The sequence below is a fragment of the Streptacidiphilus sp. MAP12-20 genome (genome assembly GCF_041262525.1).
Lineage (GTDB): Bacteria > Actinomycetota > Actinomycetes > Streptomycetales > Streptomycetaceae > Streptacidiphilus.
Window position 1 is genome coordinate 12,376 of the sequence record NZ_JBGCCK010000035.1, and the last position, 17,612, is coordinate 29,987.

General features: G+C 68.7%; 18 protein-coding genes. 8 read left to right on the forward strand and 10 right to left on the reverse strand.

Annotated elements, in window-relative coordinates; translation table 11 throughout:
* Positions 1 to 359: 359 nt before the first annotated feature.
* Complete coding sequence (locus ABIA32_RS31520; RefSeq protein WP_370102930.1) at positions 360 to 1,760, forward strand: hypothetical protein; 1,401 nt, start codon at positions 360 to 362, stop codon at positions 1,758 to 1,760.
* A 78-nt stretch (positions 1,761 to 1,838) separates the two neighbouring features.
* Entirely contained in the window at positions 1,839 to 2,696 is an 858-nt protein-coding gene (locus ABIA32_RS31525; protein WP_370102932.1) for a phosphotransferase family protein, read from the forward strand.
* A gap of 48 nt (positions 2,697 to 2,744) precedes the next feature.
* On the opposite strand, the gene ABIA32_RS31530 is transcribed toward ABIA32_RS31525, so the two are convergent.
* Together ABIA32_RS31530 and ABIA32_RS31535 are read right to left on the reverse strand one after the other, a co-directional pair.
* The gene (locus ABIA32_RS31530; protein WP_370102933.1) at positions 2,745 to 3,338 is read right to left on the reverse strand and encodes an N-acetyltransferase family protein; all 594 of its coding nucleotides are present in this window, start codon (positions 3,336 to 3,338) and stop codon (positions 2,745 to 2,747) included.
* 77 nt (positions 3,339 to 3,415) lie between these two features.
* The gene (locus ABIA32_RS31535; protein WP_370102935.1) at positions 3,416 to 3,781 is read right to left on the reverse strand and encodes a hypothetical protein; all 366 of its coding nucleotides are present in this window, start codon (positions 3,779 to 3,781) and stop codon (positions 3,416 to 3,418) included.
* A gap of 232 nt (positions 3,782 to 4,013) precedes the next feature.
* On the opposite strand from ABIA32_RS31535, the gene ABIA32_RS31540 reads away from it, so the two are divergent.
* Positions 4,014 to 4,256, forward strand: a complete 243-nt coding sequence (locus tag ABIA32_RS31540; protein ID WP_370102936.1) for a hypothetical protein — start codon at positions 4,014 to 4,016, stop codon at positions 4,254 to 4,256.
* A 26-nt stretch (positions 4,257 to 4,282) separates the two neighbouring features.
* On the opposite strand, the gene ABIA32_RS31545 is transcribed toward ABIA32_RS31540, so the two are convergent.
* The 7 genes from ABIA32_RS31545 to ABIA32_RS31575 all read right to left on the reverse strand — a co-directional run bounded on the left by ABIA32_RS31545 (position 4,283) and on the right by ABIA32_RS31575 (position 10,325).
* A complete protein-coding gene (locus tag ABIA32_RS31545) occupies positions 4,283 to 5,188 on the reverse strand; it encodes a hypothetical protein (protein WP_370102938.1) in 906 nt (301 codons plus the stop codon).
* A gap of 39 nt (positions 5,189 to 5,227) precedes the next feature.
* Positions 5,228 to 5,359, reverse strand: a complete 132-nt coding sequence (locus ABIA32_RS31550) for a hypothetical protein (protein ID WP_370102940.1) — start codon at positions 5,357 to 5,359, stop codon at positions 5,228 to 5,230.
* A gap of 247 nt (positions 5,360 to 5,606) precedes the next feature.
* Complete coding sequence (locus tag ABIA32_RS31555; RefSeq protein ID WP_370102942.1) at positions 5,607 to 6,038, reverse strand: hypothetical protein; 432 nt, start codon at positions 6,036 to 6,038, stop codon at positions 5,607 to 5,609.
* Positions 6,039 to 6,291: 253 nt separating this feature from the next.
* On the reverse strand, positions 6,292 to 6,444 hold the full coding sequence (locus tag ABIA32_RS31560; protein WP_370102944.1) for a hypothetical protein: 153 nt from the start codon (positions 6,442 to 6,444) through the stop codon (positions 6,292 to 6,294).
* A 112-nt stretch (positions 6,445 to 6,556) separates the two neighbouring features.
* Positions 6,557 to 7,834 (reverse strand): hypothetical protein, encoded by a 1,278-nt coding sequence (locus ABIA32_RS31565; RefSeq protein ID WP_370102946.1) that lies wholly within the window; start codon positions 7,832 to 7,834, stop codon positions 6,557 to 6,559.
* Positions 7,835 to 7,843: 9 nt separating this feature from the next.
* On the reverse strand, positions 7,844 to 9,052 hold the full coding sequence (locus ABIA32_RS31570; protein WP_370102948.1) for an MFS transporter: 1,209 nt from the start codon (positions 9,050 to 9,052) through the stop codon (positions 7,844 to 7,846).
* Between the two features lie 13 nt (positions 9,053 to 9,065).
* Entirely contained in the window at positions 9,066 to 10,325 is a 1,260-nt protein-coding gene (locus ABIA32_RS31575; protein ID WP_370102950.1) for a hypothetical protein, read from the reverse strand.
* A gap of 896 nt (positions 10,326 to 11,221) precedes the next feature.
* On the opposite strand from ABIA32_RS31575, the gene ABIA32_RS31580 reads away from it, so the two are divergent.
* The gene (locus ABIA32_RS31580) at positions 11,222 to 11,980 is read left to right on the forward strand and encodes a hypothetical protein (RefSeq protein ID WP_370102952.1); all 759 of its coding nucleotides are present in this window, start codon (positions 11,222 to 11,224) and stop codon (positions 11,978 to 11,980) included.
* Positions 11,981 to 12,710: 730 nt separating this feature from the next.
* On the opposite strand, the gene ABIA32_RS31585 is transcribed toward ABIA32_RS31580, so the two are convergent.
* Complete coding sequence (locus tag ABIA32_RS31585; protein WP_370102954.1) at positions 12,711 to 12,914, reverse strand: hypothetical protein; 204 nt, start codon at positions 12,912 to 12,914, stop codon at positions 12,711 to 12,713.
* A 502-nt stretch (positions 12,915 to 13,416) separates the two neighbouring features.
* Here ABIA32_RS31585 and ABIA32_RS31590 point away from each other — a divergent pair.
* From ABIA32_RS31590 to ABIA32_RS31605, 4 genes are all read left to right on the forward strand, one after another.
* Positions 13,417 to 14,139, forward strand: a complete 723-nt coding sequence (locus ABIA32_RS31590; protein WP_370102956.1) for a hypothetical protein — start codon at positions 13,417 to 13,419, stop codon at positions 14,137 to 14,139.
* Positions 14,140 to 14,312: 173 nt separating this feature from the next.
* Positions 14,313 to 14,855 carry a hypothetical protein gene (locus tag ABIA32_RS31595; RefSeq protein ID WP_370102958.1) on the forward strand — a complete coding sequence of 181 codons (543 nt, stop codon included), beginning with the start codon at positions 14,313 to 14,315 and terminating at the stop codon, positions 14,853 to 14,855.
* A gap of 3 nt (positions 14,856 to 14,858) precedes the next feature.
* Positions 14,859 to 16,205: an MAB_1171c family putative transporter gene (locus tag ABIA32_RS31600; protein WP_370102960.1), complete on the forward strand. Its 1,347-nt coding sequence runs from the start codon at positions 14,859 to 14,861 to the stop codon at positions 16,203 to 16,205.
* Positions 16,202 to 17,410, forward strand: coding sequence for a cytochrome P450 (locus tag ABIA32_RS31605; protein ID WP_370102962.1), 1,209 nt, complete (start codon positions 16,202 to 16,204; stop codon positions 17,408 to 17,410). The genes ABIA32_RS31600 and ABIA32_RS31605 overlap by 4 nt, the downstream gene beginning before the upstream one ends.
* Positions 17,411 to 17,612 lie beyond the last annotated feature (202 nt).

Consider the following 17,612-nt stretch of genomic DNA (forward strand, 5'->3'; position numbering starts at 1 on the left):
AGGTCGCATGGGCATGGGAGTTTGACCGCTTGACTTGTCGATCTCTGGCGGGAGGGGGCACAGCGCGACTGGTTGGCCAACCGTAGGGCCTGTAGCTGGGTAGCTACCTGGCAGCGGTTGTGCCATGGGGATGACACGCACTGGATCCTCCTCTCAACTACTCGCTTGTTCGACGGGGTGTCAGATTGCTCGTCCCCAGGACTGCGCCACAAAGGGGAAAAGTTCCCCCTGACGCTGCGAAGGGGCAGAAGTTCCCCCTCGGCACGCCGTGCTCGGAACAAGTCACTCGATCTCCCCTGCAAGCAGCGTTGGAGCTGTCTACGATCGAGTTGACCCGACGACAAAAGCGGGGGGAACTTATGCCGTCCGACCACCAGCGGCCCACGCACCTGAACCACATCTGCCACCTCGCACATCAGGCTGGCTGGACCACGGCGCAGACTGTGGCAGCTTTCGTGGACTGCTGCGGCGTCAGTTTGCTGCGCGCACATCGTCTGGCCCGAGGGTGGACGCTGGATGAGGCGGTTGAGAGGCTGAGAGCGCTCGCGAGGAGTCTGCCGAGCCCCCCCAGCTTCGATGCTAAGGCGTTACGCGACTGGGAGACGCACCCTTCGCGCAAGCCGCGTCTTCGCACCGTGGAGCTGCTTTGCTGCCTCTACGACTCCTCACCCACCCAGCTCGGCCTCACCGGTCAGGCCGACGGCTTCACCGCGCCAGCCGACACCGCGCGTGAGGTGTCAACGGTGTCGTTGGTGACGTTGCCCGAGGTCCGGGTCGGGATCCTCACAGGGGACGACTTCGACCAGTTCCTCAACACTGCGCGAAGGACCGTCGACCAGACACTCGCCTCCGCCACGGTCTCGGAGGCTCAGCTTGACGACCTTGAGCAGCGGCTCCGGTTCGATCGCCAGGCCTACATGAGCACCGCCCCCATGCCGATGTTGAAGCTGCTCTTCGCCGACCTCGCCGAGGTCGAGCGGCTCCACTCGCAACGCCAGCCACCGCGGTCCCAACTTAGGCTGTCGGAGATGACCGCGATCGTCTCCACCCTGATCGCCGACGCGCTCATGAAACTCGGGCGACTGCGGGACGCGCGCGGCTGGTACGCGACCGCCCAGACAGCGGCCGACGAGACAGACAACAAGACCTTGCGCGCCCGGGTCCGGGTGCAAGCCGCCATGCTGCCCTACTACTACGGCCCGCTCAGCCACGCCGTGTCACTCGCTCGGGAAGCACGCTATCTCAGCCGGCAGAGCCCCTCGCCCACCGCAGCCTTCGCAAGCGCAGCAGAAGCACGCGCCCTGGCCAGACGGGAGGACAAAGCCGGGGCCCGTCAGGCGATCCACCTCGCCTGCCGACTGCTCGACTACTGCGATCCTGACGACCGCCAAGACGATGCCTGGGCGTTCCCCGTCCGTCGCATGTACCTCTACCTCAGCGGGGCCCACACGGCACTCGGCGAAGTGCGCGAGGCACGCAAAGCGCAGGATGAGGCATTGAAGCTGTACCCCGACCACGACGGCATCGACCCCGCCCTCCTGCACCTAGAAGCTGCCCTGTGCCTGGTGGCCGAGCGCTCCGCCGGTGAGGCCTGCCAGCTCGCCGCGCGCACTCTTCTCCAAGTCCCGGAGAACCAGCGCACCCGGATTCTCAGCCACCGCGCCCAGCAGGTGATCGAGGCCCTACCGCCCTCACAGCGTCGGACCCGCGAGGTCCGTGAACTGGGAGACGTTCTCATGCTGCCGACGGCCTCCGTGTGACAAAGCCGCCTGCGGTCCGGAAGGGTGGTGTGCATGACTGCACCCGTACGGACCCCGGGCGGCTACAGCGAGCCCGAGATGCACGACGCCCTGCGCCGCCTGTGCACTGCAGCCCACCTCAACCCGAGCGGCGCGACGCTGTTGCGCGGGCAGACCAACGCCGTGGTTCTCCTGCCCGTCGAGTCGGTAGTTCTCAAGATCGCCCGCAAGGGAACACCAGCTCACCGCGTCGGACAGACCGTCGCCTTGGTGAAGTGGCTGGCGCTCAACAACATCCCTACCGTCGCGCTGCATCCGGTCCCGCAGCCGGTGGTGGCCGAACCGTATGTCGGCTCCGTCTACACCTATCTGCCTCAACCGGTCGAACAGGTGCCCACGGCCTCCCTCGCCGGTCCCCTTCGGAGCCTGCACCACCTCGGGTATCCGCCCGTTTCGCTGCCGCAACTCGACGCGGTCACCGCGATCCACCACTCGCTGTCCTCTGCGCCAACGCTCGCCCCTACTGACCACCGCTTCCTCAGCAAGCGGATCGAGCAACTCGCCGACGAGGTCCGGGACCTCCCGTACAGCTTGCCGCCTACGGTGCTTCACGGAGATCCGCAGCATGGCAACGCTCTCTACGATGACGCTGACGTCGTTCTCAGTGACTGGGACAGCGCCGTCGTCGGCCCGCGCGAGTGGGATCTGGTGACCGTCGAGATTCACGTCAGGCGGTTCGGCCACGGGATCATCAGCTACACCGACTTCGCCGAAAAGTATGGCTGTGACGTGCGGGCTTGGGCCGGATACCAGGTCTTGAGTGACCTCCGGGAACTCCGGATGATCACGACGAACGCGCGTAAGTCGGCGCGCGAGCCCGACAAGATGGCTGAGCTCGCCCGGCGAATCGACGGGCTGCGCCAACAAGATCACACCCGACTGTGGAACATCATGTAGGGGCTGCGAGCGCCGGTCCGTGGTCGGTCGTGCGGCGGGACTTGGCCATCAGCGTGATCCGTCCAGCAGCACGTGGGCGTCCATCTCCCACCCGCTGCACTGCCATCCGGTGGCGCCGAGCCTTCGCAGAATGGCGAGCATCCTGCGGTTGTCGGCCTCGGTGCTGGCGGTGAGCCGCTGGCAACCCCGGTGCTTCGCGTGGCTGAGGGCGAGGCGGGCCAGGGCGGTGCCCAGGCCCTGGTCCTGGAACCCGTCCTCGATTAGTAGCCCGAGGTCGAGCGCGCTGGGGTCGGCGCGGTGGGCGACCAGATTCGTCATCGCCACGATGCGGTCCGGGGCGTCTGCGGGGCTGGTCAGCCAGGTCGTAGCCTTTGTCGGATGGGTGAAATGCCGCCAGTCCGCCCAGGTCAACTCGCGCTTGCCAGCCATGTAGCGGGCGGCGCGTGACGCGATTGAGCAGCGTCCGTGCAGGTCCTGGACGGCGTCAAGGTCCCCTGCGGCGGCTCGCCGGGTCACGGTGCCGACGGGCGTCGGGATCAATGCCGCCTCCCGCCCAGCGGGCGGGAGGCGGGGCGGAGCGAGCGGGTCGGCGGCAATCGTCTGCGCCACCGTGGTGCCTGTGGCGACGGGCTGTCTGGACAAGGCCTGTGCCTTCCTAGGTCATTGCTGGACGGGGGTGCGGGCGGTGCTGCAGGCGCGGACGCCCGCCGTACCGTGGGTCAGCGGGGCAGGGGAACCCCGCCCTCGGGCGGCGGCGGGAGCGGCTCGTCTTCGGGCGGTTCGCCGGAGACCTCCACCCAACGGATCTCAAGATCCTCCGCGTCCTGGCAGTGCAGGCCGTAGTCGATCTGCCGCTCCCAGGTCTCGCGGTTGTCCTCCAGCCAGTCCAGCAACTCGGCGACGGCGGGGTGCATGTCCCCGTCGAAGTCGTCCGCGCGACCGGCGGCGAGGGCCTGCTGCAGGCCATCGGCGAGGTCGGCGGGCAGCCACACCCGTGCGGGGACGAGCAGGGTCTGTGCCTCAGCGCAGTAGATGCGCACCAGCATCAGCCTCTCGTTGGGGCGGGTGAGGTCCACGGTGGTCATCGGCTCCCCTTTCGCGTGGTGCGCGAGCCCGAGGGTGGGCGCGTTGTGTTGCCACCCCGTTGGGTCCGGGGCGTAGGCGCCCCTCAGACGGGAGTCGAAAGGGCGACGGCGGTGGCGCTGCCAGCCCCGAGAGCACGATCAGCAGCGTGATGACCGGGAGCGGTCCGGGCAGCACGGCGAGCGCAACCAGGACCAGCGTGGTCGCCGCGGTGGAGAGGGCGAGGACCAGACGGTGACCGTGACGGTCCGCCAGGCGGGCCTGCAGCGGCTGCCCGAGCGACGCCGCCAGGGCCTGCCCTGCTGCGAGGCCAGCGGCGGTGGCGAAGCCGGACCTGGCACGGGTTTGTGCGAGCAGGACCAGCACCGGCACCATAGCGCTGGGCAGCCGGCCGACGAGGGTTCCTGCCAGCAGCCGCGCGACTCGCGGGGTGCCGAGCACGGCCCGAACACCGATCTGGTCGCCCCTGGCGCGTAGTGCGGGACGACGGGCAGTCGCCACGCTCATCTGGCCGCCCGGATCGCGGGAGGCCGCTGGGCCAGGCCGACGGGCTCGGAGGCGCAGGCAGGGGTAGCCATCGTGGAGTCCTCGAAGTGGTCAGACGGGTGGGGTGAAGGAGCGGACGGGTGCGGTGTCGCGTCCCGCCGGAGCGCCCGCTCGGCCGCGCGTCGACGGTGTCGGGGCTGCCGGTGCCCAGCGGCGTTCGCGGCGGGCAGCTGATCGGCTGTTGTCACGGAGTTGGACAGCTCGACCGCGTTGATGACGGTGCCGCCGACGCGGACGACGGTGACGGTGGCGAAGTACCGCTGGCCGCTCGTGCCGGTCAGGACCGCGTGCCAGGCGACGGCCTGGTCCCCGTACTGCGGGCTCGCGATGGGGGTGATGACCTCGTGGATCGGGCCGGAGGGGTCCGGGAGCGTGTAGCTGGTGCATGAGCCGGCCGCCGTGGCGACAGCGTTGAGGAGCTTCGCTGCGGTGGCGCCGGTGTAGCTGGACAGGTGCATCAGGTGGGCCGTGCCACTCTGACCGGAGTTTGCCTCCAGCACCTTGAGGTCCACGCCCGCGGTCGCCGGGTAGTCAGGGCCGCCGCCCTCCCAGGCGGACGCGAGGGCTGCACAGGTGGTGGGCCGGACATGGACAGTGCTCTGGCCGATGGGTGAGTCGGTCATCGGCAGGACGCCCATCTGCTGGGCGGCGACGTCCGAGGTGGTCAACGCCGCGTTCTGCAGCTGGTGCTGCGTAAGCGGGTTGACGTTGGCGACCGGATGTGGGCTGGGTGCGGCGGCCGGGTGGGTGACCGGGCTGCTGGCTCCGGTGGTGGCGGTGTGTGCGCTGGAGCCGCAAGACGTGGTTCCCAGAGCCAGCAGGGCCACCGCGGCGGCGAGGATCGGGCGAGTGAGAGAGCGCATCTGAGGTGTCCTCGGAGTTGTCAGTGGTTTGGGCAGTCGTCAGCCCTGTTGGCGTCGGCGCTGACGGCGCGGGCCGCGCAGTGCTCGGACCAGGGCCGCGCGCTCGGCCGCGCGCCGCCGGTCCTCGATCAGGGAGTGGGCGACAGCGAGCTGCAGTGCGAGGTGCTGCAAGGTGGTTCCTCCGATTGAAGAGGGCGGCGGACCAGCTGAGTGGGGGCGGGGGGATGCTCAAGACAAAGGGGGCTACCGGCCCAGTTCGCGCGGTCGGCGGGCGCGAACCCGTCCCTGCCCGCGCTGCCGGTCCCCTCCGCCGCTAGGAGGGCACCGGCGCGGCGATGCTGCTCAGTGCCCCAGCGGGTGTCCTTCGAGGTGGTTGTCGCGCGGACGTTGCCCACACGGCCTCACCTTTGAGTCACCGTCACCACATCGCGGTGCACTTCGTGGCTGTGGTGTAGCCCCAGTCCCGCTCGCTGATGCAGACCTCGGCGCGAAGGCCGGGACCGTCCCAGCGCACGGGCGAGATGATCCAGTGCATGTTGCTGTCGGTCATGTGGCCCCAGACCGTCGACCAGCTTCTGCCGTAGTTATGGCTGATCTTGAGCTGGCCGTAGCACTGCACCCACGGGCTGGCGCTGCCGCCCTCGTCCGGGGTGAGGGTGCCGATGAAGGCCTGCACGTAGTCCTGGTTCGGGTCCTCGACCCACAGCGACCCGCGGCAGTTGTTGCCGATCCACTTGTCGTACGGGCGATCGGTGCGGGCCTGGGCCTGGGAGACGCCGGTGATGGCGAGTCCGGCTGCGAGAGCGGTGGTGGTGGCCGTGATGGCGGTGCGGCGAAGAATCTTGCGCATTGGCGTGCTCCTCATGTCCAGGGGAGCCCGGCCGTTCCCGGATTGGCAGGTGAGCCATCCGGTGGTAGGCACGGGTCGCTCCCGTGATGTCGGTTCGTTTGCGCGAGGCGGGGTCGTTGGAGGGCGCGCGCGGTCGGGGGTCGGATCCCGCCCGCGCAGCCGGTTCCCTTCCGTCGTTGGGAGGGGACCGGCGCTTGGAGTTCAGCTGTTCCGAGGGCTCGACCGTGGTCAAAAGCGGTCAGCCTGGAGTGGGTCAGTCGCCCCAGTGGGTGTCCGCCGGGGCGGCCGCGTTGGCGTGCTCCCAGCGGGTGTCGGCGTGGGCGGCTGCGGGGACGGTCGTGCCGAGGAGTGCGGTCAGCAGCGCGGCGGCGGCCAGCGCGCGGCGGAGCAGAGAGGTGATCGGCATGAGTGATCCTTCCGTCGGGGTAAGTCCGTTGGGGGGCGCGGCGTTGGGGGCTCCGGGCGGGGCCCGCGTGGTCGCCGGTCCGGTCATGGCTGGTGCGGCGTCCTCAATGGGGCTACGCCGTCTCCAGTGCGGGAGCGACGTCGAGGGCAAGGGCAGCGAGCAGCGCGTGGACGTCGGCCTGAATGGTGTCCGCGTCGGTGGCGCGCGGCGCGAAGACCAGGCGGCCGCCGCCTGCCATCGAGCCGAACCCGGCCGGGACGGGCTGGCCCACGGTGAGGGTGAGGTCGACGTCCACGACGCCGGGAATTGCCAGCAGTTCGTCCGGCGAGGCGATGTGCCGCACCACTCCCGGTACCGGGTCCAGTGCGATGGTGGTCAGGGCCGGATAAGTCGGGGTGAGCCGGCCTATGTCGGGGCGCTCCCCGACGGCGAGCTGGGCCAGGATGCGCGCGACGTCAAAGCTGTACTGCAGGCCGTAGGCCTGGTAGATGCCTCCGCCAGTGCGGGCGGCGGCCTCGCCGAGCCAGAGTCGGCCGGTGCGGTCGCGCAGTACCTCGACGTGGTGCACGCCCGTGTACCCGCCCAGCGCGGTCACCGCGCGGTGGACGAGATCGACCACGGCGACCGTCTCCGGCAGATCGGGGATTAGTACCGTCCAGTGCCGGTGTTCGCCCAGCTGCTGAAGGACCGGCTGGTTGTAGCGGCCGGGCGCGGCGAGAAGCTGCTCTCCCTCCAAGAGGTAGAGGTCGGTGAAGAGCTCCTCTGCGACGTCGATGTAGGACTGCACGAGGAAGCCGCCTGGGGACTGATTGAGTCCGCCGAGGAGGTGGGAGGCCCCGAAGCGCCCTGCGGTGTCCTCGACGGTTGCCTCGAAGGCCCCGGCGTAGCGCAGTTCGTCCAAGTGCCGGTGGTTGTGCACCAGGTGGGTGTGCACGGTGGCCATGCCTGCGCGAGGCTTGACGACCACCGGCCAGCCGACTGCCTCGGCCGCGTCGGCGATCTGCGTTTCGTGGTGGACCACTCGGTGCGGTGCGACGGGGATGCCCGCCGCCTGCAGTCGGCCGAGCATCTCGTGCTTGTCGGTGAAGGCCCGGGCGTCGGCCACCGACAGGCCCGGCAGCCCGCGCAGCTCACGCAGCCGCGCGGCTGCGACGATGGTTTGCTCGTCGTTGGTGGCCGCAGCGTCTACGGCCGGAAGCACCTGATCGAGCGAGTCCACCTCGTCCAGGTCGTCCCAGTCGTGTATGCCGAAGACGCTCAGCTTCGGGTGACGGCGTTGGAAGCGGGGCACGGCGTCGGCGGGGACGAGCAGGGTGACGGTGTGTCCGTTGGCCAGAAGCCCGTCCTCCAGGATCGGGTTACCGGTGGTGGCGACCAGGACGTGGGACATGCGGTGCTCCTAGCGATCGAGGGTGTGGTTTGAGGCAGACCGCGCCGGGAGGGCGGCGTAGGCGGTGCAGGCCAGCAGAGCGGCGGCGGCCAGCACGGGAATCTGGGGTCCGGTCACGGCGGTGAGCGGGCCGATGCCCAGGCAGGCGAGGGACGCGAGGGCGGTGATGGAGCGCTGGGTGCCGAGGATCTGCCCGTGCTGGACGGCGGGCACGACGTGTAGGAGCCGGACCCGGGTAGCCGGAGCCAGCAGTGCGACCCAGGCCCCGAAGAGGGCGTTGCCGGCTGCGGAGACAACCACGCTGTGAGTGGCGACGACCAGGACCTCGCCGCCGGCGACACCCAGGACACCGCACGTCATCGCCACCTGACTGGTCACCAGGCAGGGGCGCCGGGCGAGCAGAATTCCGGCCGCGACCACCAAGGCGCCGAAAAGTGCGTCGTTGAAGGCCAGCCAGCCAGCCGGGGCATGCGCGACCTGTGACAGGTACAAGGGCTGCATCGGCTCCAGGACGCCGTAGCTGAGAAGCGTCAGCGTCAAGACGAGGACCGCGCGCCGCAGCGCCGGGTCGCGGCGGACGTGCAGTGGGGCGACCGGACCGGTGCCTTCGGGGCGGCTGGTGGGCGTGCCGAGCAGAACTATGGTGCCCAGCAATGCGATCACCGCCCAGGCCGCGAAGGCGGCGCGGATCCCGAGCCCTACAGTCAGAGCCGCCGCGAGCGACGGGCCCACGACTATCGGAGCGCCTTGCGCCATGCCGATCCACACACTGGACTGGGCCGGCTTAGGCCGCGCGGGCAGCCAGCTCGGTAGGGCATCCGCGCAGGCCTGAGCGGCGGCGCGGGCAACCGATACCGCCCCGAGCAGGATCAGCAGGGAGGCCGGGCCGGACGCTGTCAAAGCGCCCGCTGCCGCCGCGAGCGAGGCGGCGAGGGTGGCAACGAGGCCGACCGGACGCGGGCCCACCGCGTCGGCCAGACGCCCCAACAGCCGGCTGGCGAGCATCGGTGCGCCGGCGACGGCCGTTAGCGCCGCGACGAACCAGCCACCGGCGTGGAGTTTGTAAACCGCGTCCGTCTGGCAGGCCACCATCATTGACCACTGGCCGAGGGACATGACGGCCTGCACCAGGACGCTGCGTGTCAGCTGCGCGCGCGGGCTCATCTGTGTGGCGCAGGCTCCGGGCTCGGCTGCTGGACGGTTTAGGAGGTGGACCACGATCGGCTCCTCCTCAGGCGTGCGCGGGCACGCTGGGGGACTGCACGGTCTGCACCTGCCATGCATGGGCGGCCTGCGCCGCCCGCGCCATTGCGACCTCGGCGTTGGGGCCGGTCGCGTAGACGTGACCAGCGGTGACGGCGGTGCCGACGCGTCCGACGCTCAGGTCGCCGACGGACAGCGTCTCTTCGGCCTCGACGACGCCGGGCATTGCCAGGATGTCGGCGAGCGGGGTCACGCCGGTCACCAGACCGGGCGGTGCGAACGGCGTGGCCCAGGCGATGGGGTCGCGCTCGGGGAAGAGCCGCGCGAGCGGGCGGCGGCCCATCGCCAGATCGGCCTGCAGCGCGAAGGGCTGCACACCGTGCTGATGCTCCACCAGGCGCTGCAGTTTGCCGCCGCCAGGCCGCAGTCCGATCTCGCCCACCACGAAGTCCCCGTCCGTGGTGAGCATGACCTCGACGTGCGCGAAGCCGGTCTTGAGGCCCAGGGCGTCGGCCGTGGCGCGAGCCAGGGCGGCGACCTCGCGGGCCTCCTCGCTTCCGGTGGGCAGGAAGACCGATCCGACGACGTGGGGCGTGTCCAGCAGTGGCGCGTTGTAGCGGCCGGGCAGGACGTAGACCTCCTCGCCGGCCCATCGCAGCACCTCGACGTGGTATTCGGCGGCCAGCGTGAGGGCCTCCTCCACCATGAGTCCGCCGGGGGCATCGGTGAGTCCCACGTCCAGGTGGGCAGCGTCCCAGCCGGAAGGGACTTGCAGCGGGCCGAAGACGTTGTTGTAACGGGCGAGCCAGAAATCCTGTTCGCTGTCCAGGCGGGCCGTTCCGAGCATGGAGGCCCCGACGCGCAGCTTCACCACGACCGGCCAGCCCAGTGCGTCCGCCGCGGCGGGGACCTGGTCCAGGGCGGGCACCGCCAGGTGCCGAGCCACCGGGATCTGCGCGGCATGCAGCCGCTGCTTCATCAGGTGCTTGTCGGTCCCCGCTACCGCGCTCTCCCACGACAGTCCGGGCAAGCCGAGCTTGGAACGCAGCCAAGCCGCTGGGGGAAGGCACCTCTCGTCGGTCGTGGTCACGGACACAACACCGGCGTTTGTGAGGTCGACCGTGAGTTGTGCGAGTTCGCCGTAGGCATCCCAGGCGCTGACCCGCCGCACGGCGAGCGCGTCGTGGCCGATCGGTGCGCTGCTCGGGACGACCAGCAGGACCTCCTGGCCCCGCTCACGCAGGATCTCAGCGTGCGGTGCGGAGTTCGAGGTGAGGATGACGTGCATGGCTGGGTCTCCTGGTATGGAAGAGGGACCGGGCCCTGCCACCGGGGGGTGGTAGCGGGGCCCGGGGACCGGAGGGCATCTCTTTGCTGCCGTATTGCGAGGGGGACCAAGAGGGGGGCAGGTCCGGTGTGGTCGGCAGCGCTGCGCCCCGGCTGCCGAGCACGCTTCGCCGACCGGATCGCTGCCCCCTTCCTCCTCTGAACCGCGCGCCGGGTTGAGCCCGCCGGTCGGCGACCCCCTCAGGCATCGACAGCGGTAGCCGCTGATGCCCCAGTCATAAACATGCGTTTACGACTACCCATCACGATAGCGCCGCTCTGTGCGATTGGCGAGAGCATGTGCCTGGCTTGGGGTGGATTGATACCAAAAATCATAAACAAGCGTGTATGAATGGCGCGCGTGAGGCCAGCTCGGCGCCTCGACATCAACCTCCGTTGGCGGCACGTGGTCCACGCGATGCCCAAAGGAGGCATGTGCCAGCGGTGCGGATGGAGCTCCCGGGGGTGGTGATTCGTGAGAGTGTCGAGGTCGGCACACTCGAACACTGGGTGCGACCGATATCGCACTGCGACCGAGGCAATTCCGTCGACGGCGGAGGGAGGGGCTTAAGTGGCTCTCTGCGAAGCGGGCATTCCTCCGACTGAGCTGACTCTCAGCGGATGGGCGATTTGTGGTAGTTTTTCGTAAACATCCGTTGAGGGCATGACCGCTCTCCTGTCTCGGCGGCACCCGGCAGAAGAGGCGCTCTTGGCCAAGCTGGCCGCCAGGAGGCGAAGTATTGGCTCCAAGCCAGCGAACGTCCTGATTCGGTGCTATCTACACCCGTGAATGGCGATAGGGTGCGCCAAGCTCGTACGCGATGAGCCCTGCGGGGAGAGAAGGAGCAAGGCCTCACGATGGCCGGTACTGCCGAGCAGGGGGAGCGACAGCCGCGGACTCTCGCTGAGAAGCTGCAGTGGCTCCGCGTGTTGAAGACCCCTGAGGGCGGGAAGCCGCCGTCATACGCGAAGATGGCAGCCCAGATCTCCGAGGAGACCGGCGTTTCCATCTCCCATGCCTACATCTGGGAACTCGCGAAGGGGAAGACGACCAACCCCAGTCTTGAGCACCTGGAAGCCATTGCTGCGTGGTTCAAGATCCCGCTCGTCTACCTCACCGGGGGACCGGGGTTCGAGCAACTTGAGACCGATCTGGAACTGCTCCACCATCTCAAGAGCGCAGGCGTCAAGGACATCAAGGTCCAGGATGTGGCCGGCGGCAGCGCGGACGCGGACGCCGTACAGGCACTCGTGGGCCGGCTGCAGTTGCTGGAGGCATTCGGGGACGCAGCCGTTCAGGAGGCCGCCGTTCAGCTAGGAGGGCTGCCCGAGCAGCAGCGCCAGGCCGTCGGCAAGGTCCTCAAGGACTCAACCCTCCTCGACGCGCTGCAGACTGAGGAGGTTCGCCAACTGGTCCATTCCGCAAACAGCTTGAGCCCTGACCGCCTGGATGCAGCCCAAGCCGCAGTTGAGGATGTTGCTCTGCTAGACGCTCTGAGCGAGAGCGGCGTACGGGAGATCGCCCGGAAGGCCGCAGGTCTGTCCCCGGCAAGCCAGCACGCTGTTGTAACCATGATCGAGCAGCTCCGGAACGTCGAGCAGACCGGTAGTAACTAGGGCAGCACGGCCGCCCGCGACCGATGCCCCGCCCTTGGACGCCAAGCCGGATTGCGGCGACGAAGCGCCCCGGGCAAGGTATCGGACTGCGCAGCGGGCAGGCTTCGAAGGAACGTGCACAGGGCTGCCATCGAGGACAGCCCCCTCTTTAAGGCATCCCGCCGAGTGGGCGATGCGGGCCGAGCTCAAGAACCTCGGCGATGAACTCACGGGGCAGACCAGGCATCAGCCACGCGGCGGCGTCAAGCGTCTCCTTGTCGGCAGAGGCCTGCTCCTCGTCGAGCTCGGGCTCAGTCGATGCTGGATGGTCCCATTCCCGAACCGGAAGGGGAACGGCCAGCCCTCCGGCTCTGGCTCCAAGCCACACGGTCCCGCCGCCAGCCACCCGCCCGAATGCGGTCGTGGTGCGGGCCTCGTCTCTGCAGGCCGATGGGTCGGCATCGCCGCCCTGTTCTGACGCCTCCCCCTCCGCGATTGGTTGTGCTCCCTCTGCTGGCCGGCTCGTGTCCGGCATGCCCATCAGTACCATCCCCCGCGATTTTCCCAAGGCCAAAGCGATAGCAGGCTCGGGCGAGATGCCCCGAGCGCCTTCCCTTCTTTGTGCGAAATACCTGGGAAATCCCGAATGTCGCGCCGCTCGACGTGCCCCCAGGCCCCGCCCCTTCCCTGTCCCCGAGTGAGGGTGGGGCTCAAACTCGGCGACCCCAGGTATCGATCGGTGGTCGTCAACCTACGGGTCTCCGTGGCCGAGCCACTCGTGCGCATGCCCGTGCAGGATCGTGTGCCGCATCTGACTCACCGTCGGGCGATGCCGGTACACGACCCAGGTCCGGCGGCGGCCCCAGTGCACCCGCAGCCCGCAGGCGGTTCGCAGGTCGTCCGTCGGGGTGTCGGTCTCGACCAGCTCGATGGTCTGACCGGACCGCGCTGCCATATTCGCCGCGAGGCCCTCGATGCTGAACGGGACCGGGAACGACAGCCGTTGAAGGCGGCGTCGCAGCTGCCTGGTACGCCACGGGCCCCAGCGACGGAACGTCGCAGCGGGTCCGGCGGCGTGGCCCCCCGACCGCACCCCCGGACCCACCGCGAAGTCGCGGAGCGACACAGAGAGCTCCGACCCGTCGAGGTCTATGGCGACCACTGGCGGAAGAGGCACTCCGAGCCGCCTGCGGCCAGACTCGCCAACTGCCCCGGTCACGGCCGTGGTTGGCCACGTCTCGATCCGCGTCACGCTGTGGTCCCATCCCGAGGCGCACCAGCAGGAGCGTCCCTGTAGGCGGCCGTCCGTCGTCACGTCAGGTAGTCGGCTCGCCTAAGATCGTGCAGATTCGGCGCACACCTTGTCAACCCTGATAGACGACCGGTCTAGCCTGGGTGATCATTCATCAAGTACGGTAGATATTCGAGTGTCTGCCGGAGTCCGAAGGAGTGATGCAGTGGGTGACGTCTCCCTCGCCCGCCGCGTGGCAGAGCGGCTGGACTACCTGATGCGGACCGGACATCCCGACGGGACCGGACCGACGGACTACGCCGCCGTGGCCGAGGCCAGCCACGCCTACGCCAAGGAGCACGGCGGTGGACCGACGATCAGCCACCAGGGAGTCTTCAACCTGCGCAACGAGAAGACGGCCAACCCGAGCGTCAACACCCTCGAAGCGTTGAGCCACGTCTACGGGGTGCCCGTCACCTACTTCCTCGACGAGCCGGACCAGACCAAGCACGCAGCACCAGACGGCGCGAAGCGGAGCGAGCCCGCGCCCGATCCGGAAGCGGTGCTCACCCGACTGATGCTGCTTGTCTCCATCGTGGAACGCCGCGACCTCGACGGCAGCTACACGGACCAGGAGTTGGCGAGACTGGTCCGCGAGCGCGGGGGCCACATCACTGAGGACGACATCGTCAGACTGCGTGGCGGCGACTGGCAGGACCACCTCTTCAGTCGGCTCGGGGCCTTCGCCACCACCATCGGCGTGCCGCCTGCGTTCTTCTTCGATGACGAGGTCGCCGCCAAGGTCGCCGACGACCTGAAGCTCTTGAGCGCTCTGAAGGGCATCGGGGCCCGCCAGGTCGCGATGCGCAGGGTGGCGGAACTCGACGAGGACGCTCTCTCGGCGCTCACTCCGATGATCGAGCATCTGAGCAGTCGGAAGAAGACCTAGCCGCGCCCCATGAGATGTCGGGTGGCAGACGAGACACAGCGGAAATCGGTCACGCTGGCTCATATAGGCTCCGGCCCACATCCTGGGCGACGCGCGGACAGCCGGGGCCGAACGGGGGGCAAGTGGTGTTCGTTCGTTGGCACAGTCCGGCTGACGGAGTGGGGGGTTGGGAGATGGACGACCGGGAACTGAGGCGCGAGTGCGCTGACCTGGTCAGTAGGCTCGACGTCCCACGGCCCTTCACCATCCCAGCTCTGGTAGAGAACATCGCAGCCCAGCGCGGGCGACCTATCGAGATGGTGCCAATGCCGATGGCCCCGCGCCCGAATTCCCCGTGCGGGCTGTGGGTCGCAACTGATGAAACCGACATCGTGATGTACTCCGAGCAGACCACCCTTCGCCAGCAGCAGCACATCCAGTTGCACGAGCTGGCCCACATCCTGCTCGGCCACGAATCAACCGAGACCGACGAGGACGAGATGTCCCGGCTTCTCATGCCGACCCTCGACCCGGGGCTCGTTCGGCTCGTGCTTGGTCGGACGGTCTACGACGACAGCGAGGAGCGCAAGGCCGAGACGGTGGCCACGATGCTCCCGCTTCACGCCGGACGCCTGGCGGCCGCGTCGCAGCCGAGCACGACCATGTCGAAGGGCATGGCGAACCTGGCCCGACATCTGGGCGCCGCCCTTGAACGCAATGCGGACCGAAGGATCTGACGCATGTTGCTGCTCACCATCACCTACGCCCTCCTGTCAGTGATCAGCTGGAGCGCCTTTGCCTACAAGCTGCGCGACCTGATACGGGACTGGCGCAACCGCGAACTTCAGATCCTCTGTCTGTCCATCGCGACGTTCGCGGCCCCGTTCGTGTTGGCTTCACCCGCGGTCTACGAGGGCATCGACCGGGTGCTCGGCGTTCCGAACATCGCCACGCTGATCATCTACATGAGTGTCTGCATCTGCACGACTGGCTGGGTGGCGCTGCTCATGACCTGGTCGTCAGCTCAGGACAAAGTCCGCCTGAGGCATCGGCTACTCGTCGGCTACTCCGTCGCGACCCTCATCGTGATGATGGTCTACTTTTTCCTGGGCAACGCGGGCAGCGTTGAGCATCCCATCGACTTCGACGTTCGCTTCGAGGCCGTCCCGTACATCTCGGTGTTCCTGCTCTCCTACCAGCTCCAGTTCACAGTCAGCAAGGTGCTGCTCGTCGTCCTGTGTCACCGCTACGCCAAGGTGGTGGCAGACCGGGTCTGGCTGAACCGCGGCCTTCGGACGGTGATGGTCGGCGCGGTGTTCGGTCTGGGCTACTCGGTTCCGAAAATCGTGAACATGGTGTGGGACCTTGTAGGGAAGAGTCCGCTGCACACCGTCAGCAGCCTGGTGGCACCGATGAGCGCGAGCGTCTGCGCGGCACTCTTCTCCGTCGGGTTCACCATGCCGGCGTGGGGCGCCGGTGTCGCCCGGGTCCGCGAGCTTTCCAGCGTGTACCGCCGCTACCAACGCATCTACCCTTTGTGGAAGGACGTCACTGATCACCTGCCGGGCATCGTGTTGTTCCCTGTCACGCCGCGCACCACACACTGGTCGCTGAGCAACCTGTGGCGTCTGGTCGGCCGCCAGGTCATCGAGGTTCGCGACGGCAAGCTCGCCGTGCGGCCGAAGGGCGACCCGGAGGTGGAGTACACCCTCCACGACATCGAGCTGCTGCTCGGCCGTCAGATCACCGAGATCCGCGACGCCCAGTGGCAGCTTCGTCTGTCCTTCACCGAGCAGACCGCCGAGATCGCCCGCGAGCTCGCCGCTGAACACGGGCTGATCGGCGAGCCCGCCGACGCAATCATCGAGGCCGCGCAGCTCGCCATCGCGCTCAAGGCGCGGGCCGCAGGCGTGGACGTGCCCGGGGAAGAGGAGAGCCCGCTGCTTGACCTGGCGGAAGGAGACGACGACGTCGAAGCCGCCTGGCTCATCAAGGTCGCCGACGCCTACCGCACCTCGCCGGTCATCGCGCTCGCATTGGCCCGCACGGTACACGCCGAGACGGTCAGCACGGGGATTGGCGCGTGAAGGCCTCCGGGCACCAGCTCTCGGAGCCCTCACTGTTCACCCCGGCCCTGCTCAAGGACCCGCACGCCGGATACGCCGGCCTACGGGCCCGGGGGCCGATCCAGCGCTCGACCACTCCGGACGGAGCCCCGGTGTGGCTGGTCACCCGCTACGAGGACGTGCGGGCCCTGCTCTCGGACCCACGGCTGTCGTTGAACAAGGAGACGGCGTCAGCGGCTGGCGAGCACGGCGCTTCCATGCCGCCGGAGCTGGACGCCCACATGCTCAACACTGATCCGCCGGACCACACACGGCTGCGGCGGCTGGTGTCGAAGGCATTCACCCCGCGCAGCATCGACGGGCTGCGACCCATGGTCGAGCGCCACGTCCAGAATCTCCTCGCGCAGTTGGAGGAACACGAGTCCGCGGATCTGCTCCAGGCCGTCGCCGCCCCGCTGGCGCTGTCAGTGATCTGCGACGTCCTGGGCATCGATGAGGGCGACCGGCACGACTTCCGGCTGTGGACCAACGCGCTGCGCTCTCCCGCGCCGGACGCCGCATTGACCTCGCGCCGGGCCCTGAAGCAGATGTACGCCTTCCTGCTCGAACTCATCTCCCAAAAGCGCGCCGGTACTCTCGGCGTCGACCTCTTGTCCCAGATGATCGCCGCGCGCGACGAGCAGGACCGGCTCACGGAAGCCGAACTCGTCGCGATGGCATTCCTGCTCCTGTTCGCCGGCTACGACAACGCGGCGAACCTGGTCTGCAACGCGCTGCTGGCCCTGTTCACTCACCCGGAGGTGCTGCAGGGCCTACGCGACGGTTCCGTGCCGATGGACCAGGTACTTGAGGAGACCCTGCGGTGGCAGGGGCCCTCGATGCTCGCTTCCCGTCGCTTCGCACGCGAGGACATGGAGTTCGGCGGGCAGGTCATCGCGGCGGGAGACCGGGTGTGGCTCTCCCTGGCCTCTGCCAACCGCGACGAGCGCCACTTCGCCGCGGCCCAGGAGTTCCGCGTCGACCGCCATGGCTCCGGACACCTCAGCTTCGGCTACGGACTGCATTATTGCCTGGGGGCAGCCCTCGCGCGCCTGGAGGCGAATGTCGCCATCGAGGCGCTCCTGGGCCGGTTCCCGCGGATCGGGCTGGCACGGCCGGCCGAGGCGCTGGAATGGACCGACTCCTATCGCTCGCGCGGCCTCGTGGAGCTGCCGGTTACCTGGTGAGGCCGGGCTGCCCGCGGCTGTCTGGCCGACGGTCGGTCAAGCGGCCCGAGGGCTGGCGGCGGGCTCCTGCAGACCAGCGTCCACCTCGAACGACACTTCGCCAACCGAATTCGGAAGGCTCGGTTCCCTGCTCACACACCCTCCGGGGGCCGGTGCTGTCTGGTGCGAACGGCGCCCGGGTGAGAAGGCGTCCGGCCAGGCG